9 protein-coding genes are annotated in these 16,711 nt (G+C 71.4%); all 9 read left to right on the forward strand.

The window, feature by feature from the left end:
• Positions 1 to 221: 221 nt before the first annotated feature.
• The 9 genes from ACZ7CF_RS37500 to eccD all read left to right on the forward strand — a co-directional run bounded on the left by ACZ7CF_RS37500 (position 222) and on the right by eccD (position 16,709).
• Positions 222 to 2,516 (forward strand): helix-turn-helix domain-containing protein, encoded by a 2,295-nt coding sequence (locus tag ACZ7CF_RS37500; RefSeq protein WP_470372037.1) that lies wholly within the window; start codon positions 222 to 224, stop codon positions 2,514 to 2,516.
• A gap of 50 nt (positions 2,517 to 2,566) precedes the next feature.
• Entirely contained in the window at positions 2,567 to 4,798 is a 2,232-nt protein-coding gene (locus ACZ7CF_RS37505) for an ATP-binding protein (RefSeq protein WP_470372038.1), read from the forward strand.
• Between the two features lie 105 nt (positions 4,799 to 4,903).
• Positions 4,904 to 5,554 (forward strand): ESX secretion-associated protein EspG, encoded by a 651-nt coding sequence (locus ACZ7CF_RS37510; protein WP_470372039.1) that lies wholly within the window; start codon positions 4,904 to 4,906, stop codon positions 5,552 to 5,554.
• A gap of 367 nt (positions 5,555 to 5,921) precedes the next feature.
• Positions 5,922 to 6,242, forward strand: coding sequence for a WXG100 family type VII secretion target (locus ACZ7CF_RS37515; RefSeq protein ID WP_360388235.1), 321 nt, complete (start codon positions 5,922 to 5,924; stop codon positions 6,240 to 6,242).
• Between the two features lie 45 nt (positions 6,243 to 6,287).
• Positions 6,288 to 6,590, forward strand: coding sequence for a WXG100 family type VII secretion target (locus ACZ7CF_RS37520; protein ID WP_143091682.1), 303 nt, complete (start codon positions 6,288 to 6,290; stop codon positions 6,588 to 6,590).
• A 78-nt stretch (positions 6,591 to 6,668) separates the two neighbouring features.
• Positions 6,669 to 7,265, forward strand: a complete 597-nt coding sequence (locus tag ACZ7CF_RS37525) for a hypothetical protein (protein ID WP_360388239.1) — start codon at positions 6,669 to 6,671, stop codon at positions 7,263 to 7,265.
• Positions 7,266 to 7,354: 89 nt separating this feature from the next.
• Positions 7,355 to 11,281, forward strand: coding sequence for a WXG100 family type VII secretion target (locus ACZ7CF_RS37530; RefSeq protein WP_470372040.1), 3,927 nt, complete (start codon positions 7,355 to 7,357; stop codon positions 11,279 to 11,281).
• The gene (gene eccCa, locus ACZ7CF_RS37535) at positions 11,278 to 15,309 is read left to right on the forward strand and encodes a type VII secretion protein EccCa (protein ID WP_360388245.1); all 4,032 of its coding nucleotides are present in this window, start codon (positions 11,278 to 11,280) and stop codon (positions 15,307 to 15,309) included. The genes ACZ7CF_RS37530 and eccCa overlap by 4 nt, the downstream gene beginning before the upstream one ends.
• Entirely contained in the window at positions 15,306 to 16,709 is a 1,404-nt protein-coding gene (gene eccD / locus ACZ7CF_RS37540) for a type VII secretion integral membrane protein EccD (protein WP_470372041.1), read from the forward strand. Before eccCa ends, eccD begins: the two co-directional genes overlap by 4 nt.
• The last annotated feature ends 2 nt before the right edge of the window (positions 16,710 to 16,711 follow it).

Genomic DNA, 16,711 nt, shown 5'->3' on the forward strand with positions numbered 1-16,711 from the left:
AAGGGAGTAACGCGGCGCTGGAAAGAGTGTCCGAACGTACATCGATCATGGTGTGGACGTGCAGAGTGAATTCACCCCATGAGGTGCCACGGTGCCCTCGCGGAACTGACGTCAGCGGTGTTTTGCCTGGTGGGAAGCATTACCCGAGTCGGTGCCGATCTCGCCGGTAGTCGTCATCCGCGCGAACATCAAGGAATTATCAAGCCGCTGTTCTAGGTCTAATGCTGACCGTGAGCGTCCCGGATGATGCGATTCCCGCCTTCGGTCAGGTGCTGCTCAGACTCCGGCGGGAGTCCGGTTTGTCCCAGGTCGATCTCGCCCGTTCGTCCGGGATGAGCGTGCGCGCCCTGCGGGACCTGGAACGGGGCAGGGCGAGCTCCGCCCAGGAGCGTTCGGCCGCGGTGCTGGCGAACGCCCTCGACCTGACCGGCGAGGACCGGGAGGTCTTCCTGACGCTCGCCAGGGAGGGCCGTCGCCGCACGGCCAAGCCCGTCGACCCCACCATGCTCCACTCGCTGCCCGCGGTCACCGAGCTCGTCGGCAGGGAACGGGAGCTGTGCGAGCTGATCGGCCTCGGCACCGCGGAGCCCGCCGGCGTCGTCGTGGTCACCGGACCGCCCGGTGTCGGCAAGACCTCGCTCGCCGTCGCGGCGGCGCACCGGCTGGCCGCCCACTTCCCCGACGGCTGCCTCGCGGTCGACCTGGGCGGTTCCGGCGACCGGCCGATGGGGGCGGACGAGGCGCTGGAGCGGATGCTGCGGGCCCTCGGCGTGCCCGCCAGGGGTGTTCCCGAGGCCGAGGCGGACCGCGTCGAGCTGTTCCGGGCACTGCTGCGCGACCGGCGGGTGCTCGTGCTGCTGGACAACGCGGTCGACGAGGCGCACGTGCGGCCGCTGCTCGGCACGGGCCACCGCGGCGTGACCCTGGTGACCTGCCGCCGGGTCCTGGCCGGCCTGACGACCGCGAGCTGGATCTCGGTCGCGCCGCTGACGGCGGAGAGCGGGGTGGCCCTGCTCGCCTCGATCGTGGGCGACGACGTCGTGCGCGGGGAACCGGACGTGGCCGCCGAGCTGGTGGCGCTGTGCGGGAACCTGCCGCTGGCGATCCGCATCGCGGGCAACCGGCTGGCCACGCGCCCGCACTGGTCGCTGTCCTACCTCGTGTCGCAGCTGCGCGATGAACGGATGCGGCTCAGCTCCCTGTCGGCGGGCGACCTCCAGCTGCGGTCCGCGTTCGAGGTGTCGTTCCGGCGGCTGTCCCCGTTCGCACGCCGGGTGCTCCGGCGCCTCGCGGTGATCCCCGGCGAGCACTTCGACGAGGCGCTCGCCGCGGTGGCCACGGGTGCGCCGCGGCCGGAGGTCGGCGCACTGCTCGACGAACTGGTCGAGGCGTCCCTGCTGGACACCGCGCGGTCGCCGGGACGCCTGCGGTTCCACGACCTGCTCCGGCTCTTCGCCGCCGAGCGACTGGCCCAGGAGGAACCGGAGGACGTGCGGGAGCAGCTGCGCGACCACACCCTCCGGTACCTGCTGGACACGGCGACGGCCGCGGGGGCGTCCGTGTTCCGCAGCCCGGCCGACGCGGACGGCTCGCCGTTCCCCTCGCAGGAGAGCGCGGGGGACTGGTTGGTGCGGGAGGGCACGAACTGGTCGGCCGCGCAGCGCGAGGCGGCGGCGCTCGGCCGGCACGCCGAGGTGCTCGGTCTGGCGCAGGCCATGCACTGGTTCGCGGACAGCCAGGAGTTCGACTACCGCTGGGACGAGGTCTACCGGCTCGGTCTGGAGGCCGCGCGGCGGCTCGGCGACCAGGTGGCCGAGGTGGACATGCTCAACCAGCTCGGCTGGGCGCAGTACATGTGCCGCAACGACAACGAGCTCGCCCTCCGCACCAGCTCGCGTGCGCTGGCGCTCGCGGAGGAGATCGGCGACCACCGCGGGAAGGCGTTCGCGCACTGCTACCTCGGCGTCGAGCTGACGCGGCTCGGGAAGGCCGAGGAGGGTCTGGCCCACCTCCGCGTGGCCCACGAGCTGTCGGCGGAGTACGGCTTCTTCGAGATGCGGTACTGGATGCGCAGCACCCTCGGTGTGGCTCTCCAGGAAGCGGGCCGCTACGAGGACGCGCTGGCGGTGCACCAGACCCTGCTCACCGAGGCGCACGAGCACCGGCACGAGGCCGGCCAGGAGGTGGTGCGCTGGGTGATGATGCTGATGACGGAGAACATCGGCCTCTGCCTCGCCGGTCTCGGCCGGTGGCGGGAGGCGGCCGAGAGCCACCACGAGGCGCGCCGGTTGGCCGTCGAGAACGAGTCGGCCCACCACGAGGCGGACCAGGCGGTCCGGGAGGGGCTCGCGTGGCGCGCGGCGGGGGAGCCGGACCGGGCGCGGCGCTGCCTGCTCTCCGCGCGCGAGCTGCTGGACGCTCCGGTCTACCGCACCGATCGCGAGCGGGTGGACGCCGCGCTGACCGCCCTGGCGGAGCACCACGCACCAGGGTGTGATGGAAACGGATTGGGCTGAACGGGTGTCGCTGTCTCGATCGGCCCGGAGCGGGCGGTTACGTTTGCCTCGTGCGCGACTCGGATGGCCAGACGACTTTCGGTGAGCTGTTGCTGGGGTACCGGCGTGCCGCTGGGCTGAGCCAGGCGGGCCTGGCGGAGCGGTCGGGCATCAGCGTGCGGGCGTTGCGGGAGCTGGAGCAGGGCCGGGCCCGTGCGGCGCAGCGCCGGTCGGCCGAGGTGCTGGCGGACGCCTTCGAGCTGGGCGCGGAGGAACGCGAGGAGTTCCTGCGGGTCGCGGAACAGGGGCGCAGGCGGCGGCCCGCGGTGTCGGCCGCAGGCTCGGCCGAGATGCCGCCGCTGCCCTCCCACCCGGTCGGGCGGGTAGCGGACCTCGCGGAGCTGCAACGGCTGTTGCAGGCGAACCCGACGGTGGCGATCGTGGGGCAGCCCGGCGTGGGCAAGACCGTCCTGGCGGCGTACGCGGCGCACCTCCGGCGCGAGGACTTCCCGGACGGGTGCCTGGCCGTCGACCTGCGCGGGATGGACGAGCTGCCGTTGCCCGCGGAGGTCGTGTTCGACCGGCTGCTCCAAGCGCTGGGCGTGGGACCGGGGGAGGTCCCCGCGGTGGTGGACGAGCAGTCGAGCCGGTACCGGGCACTGCTGGAGAAGCGGAAGGTGCTGGTGCTGCTGGACAACGCGGCCTCGGAGGCGCAGGTCCGGCCGTTCCTCGCGGCGGCTCCGGGCTGCCGGACGCTCGTCACGTGCCGCCGGACGCTGGCGGGCCTGGAGGGTGTGCGGTGGTTGCACCTGGAACCGTTCGACGACGGGGACGCGGAGGCGTTGCTGGAGGCCGTCGTCGGGGCGGACCGGGTGCGGGCCGAGCCCGGTGTGGCTGGTGAGCTGATCGAGCTGTGCGGGAACCTGCCGCTGGCGTTGCGGATCGCGGCGAACCGGCTGGCGAGCCGGCCGCACTGGACGTTGAGGTACCTCGTGGGCCAGTTGCGGGACGAGCGGACGAGGCTGTCGTCGTTGTCCGCGGGAGACCTGCAGGTGCGATCGGCGTTCGAGGTGTCCTACCGGGGGTTGTCACCGGAGGGCCGGATGTTGTTCCGGCGGCTGGCGGCGGTGCCGGGCGCGGACTTCGGCGTGGAGCTGACCCAGGTCGTCGGAAGCCTGACGGAGTCGGAGGCCTTCGGCCAGCTCGACGAGCTGGTGGACGCGAGCATGGTGCTGGCCGGTCCGGCGGAGGGCCGGTTCCGCTTCCACGACCTCCTGCGGCTGTTCGCGCGTGAGCGCTGGGAGGCCGAGCACGACGAGGCCGACCGCGCGCTGACGACCGAAGCGGTGGTGGAGCACCTGCTGGACATGGCGATCGCGGCGGGGAGGAGGTTCTCGCCGGAGGAACCCGCGAACGAGGTCTTCGACACGCTGGACGAGGCGCGGTCGTGGCTGGAGCAGGAGCGGTCGAGCTGGCTGGCCGCGTTCCGGCAAGCGGTGCGCACGGGCTGGCACAGCGAGGTGCTGACGCTCGCGCAGGCGATGCACTGGTACTCCGACGACCGCTGGCAGGTGGTCGAGTGGGTCGAGGTCTTCGGCGCCGGTGTCGAGGCGGCACGGGCGCTGGGCGACGTGACCGCCGAGGCGCAGCAGCTCAACTTCCTGGGGTGGGCGCATTCCATGGTGGCCGACACCAAGGCCGCGCTGGAACAGCACCTGCTCGCCCTGGGCCGCGCCGAGGTGGCCGGCGACCGGCTGGAACGGATGTGGGCGCTGGCCTACGCCTCCTACTTCGAGTACTCCCAGGTCGACCGCGCCACGGCGATGGAGCACGCACGGGAGTCCGTGGAGCTCGCCGCCTCCTACGACTTCTGGGCCGTGCAGCTGCCGGTCCGATACCGGTTCGGTGCGCTGCTGTTGCTCGACGGACAGCACGAGCAGGCGCTTGCTCTCATGGAGGCGCTGCACGAGGAAGCGGTGCGCCGCGGCCAGGCGGGCGAGGAGACGAAGTCCCGCAACCGCCTGACGGCCATTCTCGTCGAGGGGATGGCCCGCTGCCTGCACGCGATGGGCCGGTGCGACCAGGCCGTGCCGCTGTTCGCGCGGTCCCGCGTCATGCAGCAGGAGGTGGGGGCCACGGGGCTCGCGGCCGACGCGGCGCTGTGGGAGGGCCGGTGCTGCATCGACGCGGGTGCGCTCGACGAGGCGCGCGAGCTGCTCGAGTACGCGTGGACCGTCTTCGACGAGATGGCGATGCCGACCCGCTGCGCCAACGTGGAGATCGAGCTGGCCCGGATTTCGTGACCTCATCGCCCGTTTTCTGACCGAGTGGGAAGGACCGGGCGATCGAACGGGCTCAAACACGGGCGGCGGGCTGCACGGCGGCCCGCCGCGGTGTTGACTCGGGGGATGCGCATGCCGCAGTTCCCGCTGTCGACGTACGACTTCGAGGTGCTGTGGGCGGACGTCTGCCCCGGCCCGATGCCGTACCCCCTGATGGTGCCGAAGACCGGGGGACGGTCCCAATGCGGCGCCGTGCTGGTCGAAGAGGTCTACCGAGAGCTGGTCAACCGGGGTCTGGCCGACCGCGGACGCCGCGCGGACGCCCGCCTCACCCGGATGCTGCACCTGCTCGGGAACTACCGCGAGGCCGTCGACCTGGTCGCCTTCGTGGGATATCCGCTGCAGGCGCTCGCCGCCCGCGGTGCGGACGACGCCGTCCTCGCCGTGCTCGCCGGCGGCGAGCTGTGGCTGTCCTCGATCAGACCCGACGAGCTGGCCGTGGCGATCACCGACCTGTTGACGGAGGGCCGCTGGTCCACTGCTCGGTCGGGTGCCGCGGACGGACCTCCCGCGACCGGCCGGATCGGGTTCTCCGGGGCTGGCCGGTCCTCCGCCCTCCCCGCTCTCACGTGGTGCGGCACGGACGGCGAGCACTACCTCGTGACGGAGACCGGGTCGAGCGAGGCCGAGCTGATGGCGCACGACCACGTCACGCGCAGGGTCGGTGAGCTGCTCGCGTCGTGCGACGTCGACGAACCCGCACCGGTGACGTCCTAGGCGCTGTCCTGGGAGTCCGGTGAGAAGAGCGCCGGATTCGGCGTTCTTCGGCCGTGCGTGGTCTTTCGTTGTTCTCATTGCTTTCGCGCATTCGCATTGGCGATCTTCGGCGAATGGCGATGTCGCGCGTCCGGTGGCCTCGGTCGGTTGACCGCAAACGCTGTTGTCCGAATCCGGACAAGCCTGCCACCTGCGGTTCACCGGAGGCGAGGGCGAACGCGCCACCAAAGGTGTGTGGAAGGGAAAGAACGTCCGCAGAGTGCTGATCGGTCCGGCGAGTGGGAGCAAGCTCTTCTGCGGCGGGGCGCTGCTTGAGCAAGCTTCGTTTGTCAGCGACCACTAGCTCGTTCACATAGGGAGACAGCCAATGGCCGGAGTGTCAACTACTACCCCGGGAATGCAGGCGGCGGCAGGCCACCTCGGCAACACGCAGAACGTGGCCAAGAGCGGTGTCCAGACCGTCGGCGACGCGCTCGGAACGCTGAAGTCGACCTGGACCGGTGACGCGTCCGCGGCCTTCGACACCTCGATGCGGGCCTGGATGGACGACTGCACGTTCATCGTGAACAAGCTCGGCGAGATGATCGAGGTCATGAACGGCAACCGGCAGGTCATCACCGCCGGTGAGAGCTCCAACACCGAGACCGCGTCGAGCATCCCCGTGGGTCCGGGCCTGGCCGGCCTCTGATCGCCGCCACACCCCACCCCGCTCAGCCATCGAAAGGACAGTGCTTTGCCCACTTACACCTTTGACCGCGGCATGGCGGACTCGGTCCGCGACCAGATGGCCGCGGTCACCAAGCGCCTGCAGACCGAGCTGGAGAGCATGCACCAGCAGATCCTCCAGAGCCTGGGGGACTGGCAGGACGGCGCCAAGGACCAGTACATGGTGGCGAAGTCCCAGTGGGACGCCGCCGCCGCGCGCATGCCGCACAGCCTGAACTCGGCCGAGGTCGCCCTCAACAACATCACCGGCGGCTACCTCAAGATCGAGCACACCGGCATGAACGCCTGGGGCGGCTACAGCGTGAAGTAAGTCCCCGGGGCGTCGCCGGACGTCCCGGCGACGCCCCCGTTCCGCTGTGACACCGATCGAAGAGAAAGGGCTGTGACCATGCCGGGTACCACGCGGCAGCTGACCGAAGACGAGAAGAAGACGATCGCGGACCGCATCGAGAAGAAGGAGTCGTACGAGGAGGCCAAGAAGAACCCCGAGGAGTACGACGCCGAGGGGCCCAGGGACGGTCTCGGCGACTGGGGCGGTCCCGAGGGGGAGCACTTCGCGAACAAGTACCCGCCGCCCAAGGTGCCGCGCAACAAGGACCACTCCGGCCGCGGCATCCGCGTCAGCACCGAGGCGCTGAAGACGTTCGCCACCAACATCCGCTCGCTGATCCCGACCCTCAAGACCGCGCTGGAGCAGATCGAGAAGGTCAAGGTCGCTCCCGGCATCTTCTACGACGCGCACCAGCTGCAGGTGAAGGTCGTCAGCGGCGGTGAGGGCACGGCGATCCAGCCCACGACCCGCGAGTTCCTCCGCAGGAGCATCGACGCGATCACGACGGTCGCCGACGAGCTCGAGAAGCTCGCGCGCGCCTACGACACCGCTGAGGAGCTCAACGCCGCCACCGGCAAGGACCTCAACGAGCACATCGCGGGTGCGAGGGCCGAGGTCAGCAAGGCGATCTCCGGAGCCACCCCCGCCTCCTAGGGCGTCGTCCGAGCAACGGCCTCCCCGGCGTCGCGTCCACCCCTGTCGGCCCTGCGGGCAGTGCACCCGCGCAACACGAAGGCACCACCATGGCTGAAGATCCGCCCAAGCCCGGCGGCCAGGAAGTCGAAGTCAAGGACAACGGTGCCGTGGTGGCGACCGGCGACGGGTCGGGTTCGTCCACATCGGACTACGACTCGTGGGGCTGGAAAGAGATCATGGCCCGCATCACCGGGTCGGCCGCGATCGGTGCCGAGGAGCGCTCCGAGCTGGGGGCGAGCGCCGCCTCGGACCCGCAGACGCTGTGGGACGCCGCGCTGAGCTTCCGCATGGTTAAGGAGATCCTCGCCTCCACGGGCAGGAGCATCGCCGAGCAGGCCAAGGCGCTGGGTGGCGAGGGCGGCCCGTGGCAGGGCGAGGCGTCCAAGGCCTTCATGGGGTTGATGGAGGAGTTCTCCAAGTCGTTCACCGCCCACGCCATGCAGATCGACGGCGGCGCGGCCCGGCTCGCCCCGGTGCCCGAACAGCTGTGGGCGGCGGGCAACTACCTCGCGTGGGCCATCAAGACGGTCCACGACATCGACCAGTTCTACGCCCGTGAAGCGCAGCGCATCGCCGCGATCAAGGGCGAGGACGTCATCATCGAGAGCGACAAGGGAAACCTCGTCCACATCAGCAAGTTCCCCGAGATCGTCAAGCTGCTCGACCGCGACATGCGGCAGGTGCTGAAGACCCTGGCGGCGGAGTACGAGAAGCAGGCCTACGACACCACGCTGACCACCATCCCGAAGCCGGACCCGTTGGGCGGTGGGCCCGACTCGAAGCCTCCCAAGATCAAGGTTCCGGAGATCAAGATCCCCGGCTTCAAGCCGCCGGACATCAAGGTTCCGCCACCGTCCAAGGTCCCGCCGCCGCCCAAGATCGAGGTCCCGCCGCCGCCCAAGTCCGAGATCCCGCCGCCGCCCAAGGGCAAGGTCCCGGAAGTCCCCGAGATCAAGACGCCGGAGATCCCCGAGGTCAAGTCCCCGGAAATCCCCGAGGTCAAGTCCCCGGAGATTCCCGGCTTCAAGCCGTCGGACATGCCCGGCGGGAACGCCTTCGGCGGTGCCGGTGGTCCCGGGGACTTCTCCGCCACGCCACCGCCGGGCAAGTTCGACCCCGGCAGCCTCGGCGGTCCCGGTTCCGGACTCGGTGGCTCCGGCGCGGAGATCCCCAAGCCCGGCGAGTTCACCCCTGGAGCGGGCCCAGGCCAAGGCGGCCTCCCCGGCGGTGGAGGCGTGCCTTCGCCGAACTCGTTCAAACCGGGCGATTTCAACGCTTCCCAGCTTCCCGGCGGCAAGTCCGCCGGTGGGAACGTGCCGCCGCCCGACTTCAAGCCGGGTGAGTTCACCCCCGGCAACGGTCCCGGTGGCGGTGGCCTCCCCGGTGGTCAGGGAGCGGTTCCGCCGCCCGTCGGCTCGTTCGTGGGCTCCAAGCCGCCGGCGTCCGGTCGTGGCGGGAACACGCCTGTTCCCAACGTGCCCAAGCCCGGTGAGTTCAAGCCGGGTGACTTCAAGCCGGGCGAGTTCCCCGGTGGGAAGACGCCGCCCGGTGGCAAGGTCACGCCTCCTGGTGACTTCAAGCCCGGCGAGCTCAAGCCGGGTGAGCTCAAGCCCGGTGAGTTCAAGCCCGGTGAGTTCAAGCCCGGTGAGTTCAAGCCGAGCGAGTTCCCCGGCGGCAAGGTGTCGCCCGGTGCTGGCCAAGGTGCGCCTCCGGCTGACTTCAAGCCGGGCGAGTTCAAACCGGGTGACTTCAAGCCCGGTGAGTTCAAGCCGGGCGAGGTGCCGAGCCCCCAGGACTGGACCGCGGGCAAGGGTTCGGGCGCGTCGAACGACGACCGCAACGCCCTCGGCGGCGGCGGTATGCCGATGATGCCGCCCGGTGCGCCTGGTGCGGGTACCGGTGGTGGTTCGGGTGCTGGGGAGCGTCCGGACGCCTCGGGGCTGATCGGTGGCGAGGTCAAGCCGTGGGAGGGCTCCAAGGCCCCCGGCCTGGGCGACCCGCACGGCGGCGTCCCCGAGCTGCCGTCGACTCCGGAGGAGTGGGCTTCGTCCCAGCACAACACTCCTTTGCTGCCCGGCGGCATGACCGGTGGCGGGCAGCCCGGTGGGATGCCGATGATGCCGCCGGGTGCGCCTGGTGCGGGTACCGGTGGTGGTTCGGGTGCTGGGGAGCGTCCGGACGCCTCGGGGCTGATCGGTGGCGAGGTCAAGCCGTGGGAGGGCGTCGACGCTCCTGGTCTGGGTGAGCCGCAGGCGATCGGTCAGGTGGGGGGTAAGCCGGAGGAGTGGGCTTCGTCCCAGCACAACGGCTCTGCGATGCCCGGTGCCGGCATGCCCGGTGGCGGTATGCCGATGATGCCGCCGGGTGCGCCCGGTGCGGGCACTGGCGGTGGTTCGGGTGCTGGGGAGCGTCCGGACGCCGCCGGGCTGATCGGTGGCGAGGTCAAGCCGTGGGAGGGCGTCGAGCTGCCCGGTGTCGGTGAGCCGCAGGCCATCGGTCAGGTGGGGGGTAAGCCGGAGGAATGGGCTTCGTCCCAGCACAACGGCTCTGCGATGCCCGGTGCCGGCATGCCCGGTGGCGGTATGCCGATGATGCCGCCGGGTGCGCCTGGTGCGGGTACCGGTGGTGGTTCGGGTGCTGGGGAGCGTCCGGACGCCGCCGGGCTCATCGGTGGGGAGGCGAAGCCGTGGGAGGGCGTCGAGCTGCCCGGTGTCGGTGAGCCGAACACGCCCGGCCAGGAGAAGAGCACGCCGGAGCAGTGGAGTGCGGCACCGCAGGGCGCTGCTCAGCCTGGTGCCGGCTCGCCGATGATGCCGCCCATGCCGATGGCGCCCGGACAGGGTGGCGCGGCGGGTGGTGCCGGCGCGGCCGAACGCTCGGACGCGTCCGGTCTCGTGGACGGTGAGACGGCTCCGTGGGAGCACGCGTCCGCGGTGCCCACCGGTGATCCGGGTGGTGCGGAGGCGCCGCGTGGGCGGCCGGAGCCGTGGACGCAGGACGGGTCGGTGCCGCAGGTTCCGGCGCTCGACGTCCCCGCGGCCCACGGTCCGGGGTCGGAGGTCCTGGTGCCACAGGCTCCGGCGCCCGAGGTTCCTGCGGCACACGTTCCGGCGGCCGAGTCCCTGGTGCCACAGGCTCCGGCGGCCGGGGGCGTGGTGCCGCAGGTTCCGGCGCTCGACGTTCCGGCGGCTCACGTTCCGGCGGCCGAGGCCCAGGTGCCCCAGGCCCCTGCCTCCGAGCATCCGGTGGCGCAGCCCTCCGCGCCCGAGCCCCCTGCACCCCAGCCGTCTGCGTCCCAGGCGGCGGCGCCCCAGCCCCCGGCGCCTCAGGTACCGGTGCTGCCGATCATCCCGCCGGTTCCGCTGGTCCCGGTGGCTCCGGCAACCCCGGCGGCCCAGGCGACTCCGGCAGCCCCGGCGGCCCCGGCAGGTCCGGGGGAGAGGCGCCGCGAAGACGCCCTCGTGGGCGTGCCGTTGCCCATCACCGACACCCCGCCCGGAGCACCGCTGACCGAGCCGCTGATCGCCCCGTTCGACGACGACCGCGTGGCGCTCGTCCACGCCGGCGGGGAAGAGGACTTCAGCGCGTGGGACGCCGGTGCGTCGGGTGGGCTGCCCTGGCTGCCCACCGCCGCCGCACTGCGGGAGGAGAGCGCGCCGGAGAAGCCTGACTACACGTTGCGCGACTCGACGGCGTGGGGGCACAGCGCGGGACGTGAGGGGGTTGTGCGGGTGCAGGAGGAGACGGCTGCGCGGCCGATCGAGATGTCGTCCTACCTGCCCCGGTTCGACCCGAACGTGTCGGGCCTGGGGTGCGCCGGTCTCGACGCCCCCGAGGACGAGGAGCCGGTGGACGACACCGACGACGAGCAGGACGGGGAGGACGAGCGCACGTCGGCTGACCTGCTCAAGCAGGACACCGGGGTGTGGGCGGACAGCGGCAGGAAGAAGGCGGCGCCGGGGGTGATCGAATGAGCACCGTCACGGCGAAGCGGGGGCCGCGTGCCGAAGGGCCCCCGATGCCGGAGGGTCAGGAGGAGCTGCAGGAACCGCCGGTGATGCCCGAACCCGCCGTGCGGGACTTCAGCTCGGTGCTGATGTTCCTGCCCATGGCGCTCGGGCCGATCGCCATGATCCTGATCTTCTCCTCCATGGGATCGAGCGGCGGGTCGCCGTTCATCTTCATCATGGCCGGCGCGATGTCGATCGGCATGGTCGCGATGGCGATCAACCAGCTCTTCCGCAACGCGGGGGAGCGCAAGCGCAAGCTCGATGCGGAACGCCGCGACTACCTGCGCTACATCGGGCAGCTGCGGCGGCGGGCCAGGGAGACGAGCAACGAGCAGCGTGCGGCCGTCGCGTGGGACAACCCCGACCCGTCGTGGCTGTGGTCGGTCGCCACCGGGCCGCGGCTGTGGGAACGGCGGGGCAGCCACGACGACTTCGCCCGCGTGCGGATCGGGCTCGGCACCCAGCAGGCGGCCATGGAGTTCCTGCCGCCGTCGACCAAGCCGATCGAGGACCTCGAACCGCTGTCGGCGATCTCGCTGCGGCGCTTCAGCGAGACCTACCGGACCGTCACCGGCATCCCGATCTCGGTGGGGCTGCGCAGCTTCACGAGCATCGAGCTCGCCGGCGAACCGGACGCCGTCGTCGGCCTGGTGCGCGCGATGATCGGTCAGCTGGTCACCTTCCACGCGCCGGACGAGCTGCGGATCGCCGTGCTGACCGCGCCCTCGAACCAGGCGGACTGGGACTGGGTCAAGTGGCTGCCGCACCTCGCGCACCCCACCGCCCGCGACGCCGCCGGCCCGTTGCGGATGCTCACCTGCGACCACGACGAGCTGGTCGACCTGCTCGGCAAGGACGTCACGGACCGCGGCGACCACGACAAGTCCGTCCTGCCCGGTGTGGTGGAACCGTTCGTGGTGGTCGTCGCGCACCTGGCGTCGATCCCCGAGCACTCCCCGCTGCTCGGCCCCGGCCTGCGCAACACGGTGCTGCTCGACGCCACCGGCGCGCTGCCCGGTGGCGCGAAGGTGCTGCGGCTCACCTGCCGCGACGGCGAGGTCACCTACCCGGTCGGCGACGAGACCGGCACCGCACGGCACGACTCGTTCGGCGTGGTGCAGGCCGACGCCCTCGCCCGGCTGATCGCGCCGAAGCGCACCAGTGGCACGGTCGACGTCGTGGACCGTCCTTTCGAGACGGACTTCGAGCTGCCCTCGCTGCTGGGCATCCGCGACCTGCACACGTTCGACGTCAACGCGATGTGGCGGCAGAAGACGCCGCAGCGCGCCCGCCTCCAGGTGCCGATCGGCGTCACCGAGGACGGCGAGGTCGTGGAGATCGACCTCAAGGAGTCGGCGCAGGGCGGCATGGGACCGCACGGCATGCTGATCGGCGCCACCGGTTCCGGCAAGAGCGAGCTGCTGCGCACCCTGGTGTGCGGGCTCGCGGCCACGCACTCGTCGGAGACCCTGAACTTCGTCCTGGTGGACTTCAAGGGTGGCGCGACGTTCCTCAACATGGAGAAGCTGCCGCACACCTCCGCGGTGATCACCAACCTCGCCGACGAGCTCCCGCTGGTCGACCGCATGCAGGACTCGATCAACGGTGAGATGACGCGGCGCCAGGAGATCCTGCGCGAGAGCGGGTACTCGTCGCTGTTCGAGTACGAGAAGGCCCGCATGACCGGTGGCCAGCTGCCGCCGCTGCCGACGCTGCTCGTGATCGTCGACGAGTTCTCCGAGCTGCTGAGCGCCAAGCCGGAGTTCATGGACCTGTTCGTCTCGATCGGACGGTTGGGCCGCAGCCTCGGCGTGCACCTGCTGCTCGCCTCGCAACGCCTCGACGAGGGGCGGATCCACCGCGTCGAGGGCCACCTGTCCTACCGCATCGCGCTGCGCACCTTCTCCTCCATGGAGTCGCGCAGCGTCATCGGTGTCGCCGACGCCTACGAGCTGCCTCCCGGGCCGGGCAACGGGTACCTCAAGTTCGACACGACGACGTTGACGCGCTTCAAGGGCGCGTACGTGTCCGGTCCCTGCCTCACGAGCGCGCCCGAGCAGGGTGCGATCAGCGGTGAGGACCGCGCGGCGGGCGAGATCGTGCCGTTCTACACCCAGCCCAGCCCGCGCGTGCACGAGCTGCGGCAGAGCGAGCCCGCGGAACCGGAGGCCAAGCAGGAGAAGGCGGAGACGCCCGCGGAGGACGCCCCGAGCGTGGTGGAGGTGCTGATCGGCAGGCTCGCCGGTGCGGGACCCGCCGCCCGCCAGGTGTGGCTGCCGCCGCTGTCCGCGTCGCCGAGCCTCGACGCACTGCTGCCCAGCGTGGTGCCGCACCCCGAGCTCGGCATGTGCGTGGACGACCCCGGCACCCGAGGACGCCTGCGGGTGCCCGTCGGCGTCGTCGACCTGCCCTACGAGCAGCTGCGCGAGCTGCTGGTGGCCGACCTGTCCGGAGCCGACGGCCACGTCGGTGTCGTCGGCGCCCCCATGAGCGGCAAGTCCGCGTTGCTGCGCACGCTGGTCCTCGGCCTGGCGCTGACCCACACCCCCGAGGAGGTCCAGTTCTACGGGCTCGACTTCGGTGGCGGCGGCATCATGTCGATCAGCGGCCTCCCGCACGTCGGTTCGGTCGCCACCCGCATGGAACGCGACCGCGTGGTGCGCACCCTCGAAGAGGTCGTGCAGGTCATGGAGCTGCGCGAGGCGGCGTTCGCCGAGCACGGCTTCGAGTCGATGGCCGACTACCGCGCCGCGCGGCGCGCCGGACGGGTCGAGGACGCGCACGGCGAGGTGTTCCTGATCATCGACGGCTGGTTCACCCTGCGCCAGGACTTCGGCGACCTGGAGACGAAGCTGACCGAGATCGCCGCCCGCGGCCTCTCCTTCGGTGTCCACCTGGTGGTGTCCTCGACGCGCTGGTCGGAGATCCGGCCGTGGCTGCGCGACGTGCTGGGCACGCGGTTCGAGCTGCGCCTCGGCGACTCGATGGAGTCGGAGGTGCAGAGCCGCAAGGCCGCCACCGTGCCGAACCAGCCCGGTCGCGGCCTGACCAGCTCCGGTTTCCACTTCCTCGCCGCCCTGCCGCGGCTGGACGGGTCCTCGGCGACCGAGGACCTGGCGAGCGCCACCAAGTCGTTCGTGGAGGAGGTCCGCACCTTCTGGCCGGGCCGCAGCGCGCCCGGTGTGCGGCTGCTGCCGACCCGGCTGCCGATCGTCGACCTGCCGAAGCCGCAGAACGGCGGCCTGAAGGTGTGCCTGGGCCTCGACGAACAGCGCCTGAACCCGGTGTGGCACGACTTCAACGCCATCCCGCACCTGTTCGTGATGGGCGACGCGGAGACCGGCAAGACCAACGCGCTGCGGCTGGTGATCCGGTCGATCGTCGAGGGCTTCCCGCCGGGTGAGGCCAAGATCCTCGTCGCGGACTCGCGCCGCGACCTCGACGACATGGTGCCGGACGAGTACAGGATCGGCCACGTGGTCAGCTCGGACGCGCTGACCGAGCTCGCGACCAAGGCCGCCGTGTCGCTGCACAAGCGGGTACCGGGCCCGGACATCTCGTCCGAGCAGCTGCGCCGGCGCGACTGGTGGGAGGGACCGCAGCTGTTCGTGGTCGTCGACGACTACGAGCTGATGACCTCGGGCACCGGCATGGGCACCCCGCTCGACACGCTGCTGCCGTTGCTGGCGCAGGGCGTCCACATCGGGTTCCACCTGATCGTCGCGCGCAGCAGCGCGAACGCCCTGCGCGGCATGATGGACCCGGTCATGCGCCGGCTGTGGGAGCTCGGTTCGCCCGCGCTGCTCTTCTCCTACCCCAAGGAGGAGGGGAAGTTCCTCGGCGAGGCCGCTCCGCGCACCCTGCCGCAGGGCCGCGCCCAGCTGGTGACGCGACGCGGCGTCAAGTTGATCCAGACCGGTCTCGTGCCGGTCGACAAGTCGCAGGACGAGCCGGCCGGTGTCGGCGCGTTCGCGCGGAACGAGGGCATGTGACGACGACCTCCGAACTCTGTCGCATCACCGTGCACGGTCCCAGCGGCAAGGCCGACCTCTCCGTGCCGGTCTCGACGACGGTGGCGGTGCTGCTGCCGACGCTGGTGCGGCACGTGGTGCGCGACCACGACCGGGGTCACGAGGGTGAGCTGTACGGCTCGTGGGTGCTGCAACGGCTCGGCGGCGCCCCGTTCGACCCGGAGGGCACGCCGGAGACGCTGGACTGGCTCGACGGTGAGCAGTTCCACCTCTCCCGCGCCGAGGACCCGTTGCCGGAGCTGGACTTCGACGACGTGGCCGAGGGCATGGCCACGGCGGTGAACCGGCAGGGCAACCGCTGGAACGAGGCGGTGAACCGGAAGCTGTTCCTCAGCCTGAGCGGGTTCGTGCTCCTCGCCATCGCCGTCTCGCTGTTCGAGAACGCGAGCGCGGTCGCGGCGACGATCACGGCCGGTGTCCTGGCGCTGGTGCTGTGCCTGGCCTCCGTGCTCGTCGCGCGCACCATCGAGGACGGCGTGCTCGCCGGGCTGATCGGGGTGGCGGGCTGCGGGTACGCCGGACTGGCCGGCCTGATCGGTGTCGCCGGCGTGGACGGGGCGCTCGCCCTGGACCCGCACGGGGTGCTGATCTGCGGCGTCGTGCTCATGGCGACGTCGGTGGTGTTGCTGGTGGTGCAACGGCTGCTCGCACCGAAGCTGCCGATCGTCCCGTTCGGGTGCGCGGCGGTCGCGGGCATCGCGATGGTGCTGGCGGTGTGGCTGCACCTCGGGCTGGAGCTGACCCGCCTGCAGATCGCGGCGTCGTTGATGAGCGCCTTCTTCGCGCTGCTGCTGTTCGCGCCGAAGCTCGCGACGAGGGTCGCCCGGTTGCGCGGCCCGCAGCTGCCCCGCAACGCCGACGAGATGAAGATCGACGTCGAGCCCATGCCCGCGGCGCAGGTGATCGAGCAGACCGGGACTGCCGACCGCTACCTGAGCGTGCTCGCGACAGGGGCGTCCGCGGTGCTCGCCGTCGGGTTCGTCTACCTGGTGGCGGACCCCGGCTGGCTCGACTACACGCTGAGCGGCCTCTTCGCGGCGCTGGTGCTGCTGCGCTCACGGGAGTTCCTGAACGTCGGCCAGCGCACGTCCCTCGCGCTGGCCGGCACCTGGGGCGCGGTGCTGCCCGCTCTGCACATGTTGTCCGGGATGAGCGACCTGGAGCGCCTCTTCGGCGTGCTGATGCTGTTCGCCGCCGCCCTGCTGCTCGTGCTGGCGGCGCTGCGCCCGTCCTACCGCCGGGTGCTGCCGATCTGGCCGCACCTGGGCGACGTCGTGGAGAACCTGCTCTGCCTCGCTCTGGTGCCGTTCGTCCTGCACGCGCTGGGCCTCTTCGCCTGGGCCCGCGGACTGGCGGGGTGAGC

It is taken from the genome of Lentzea sp. NPDC036955 (assembly GCF_055608005.1).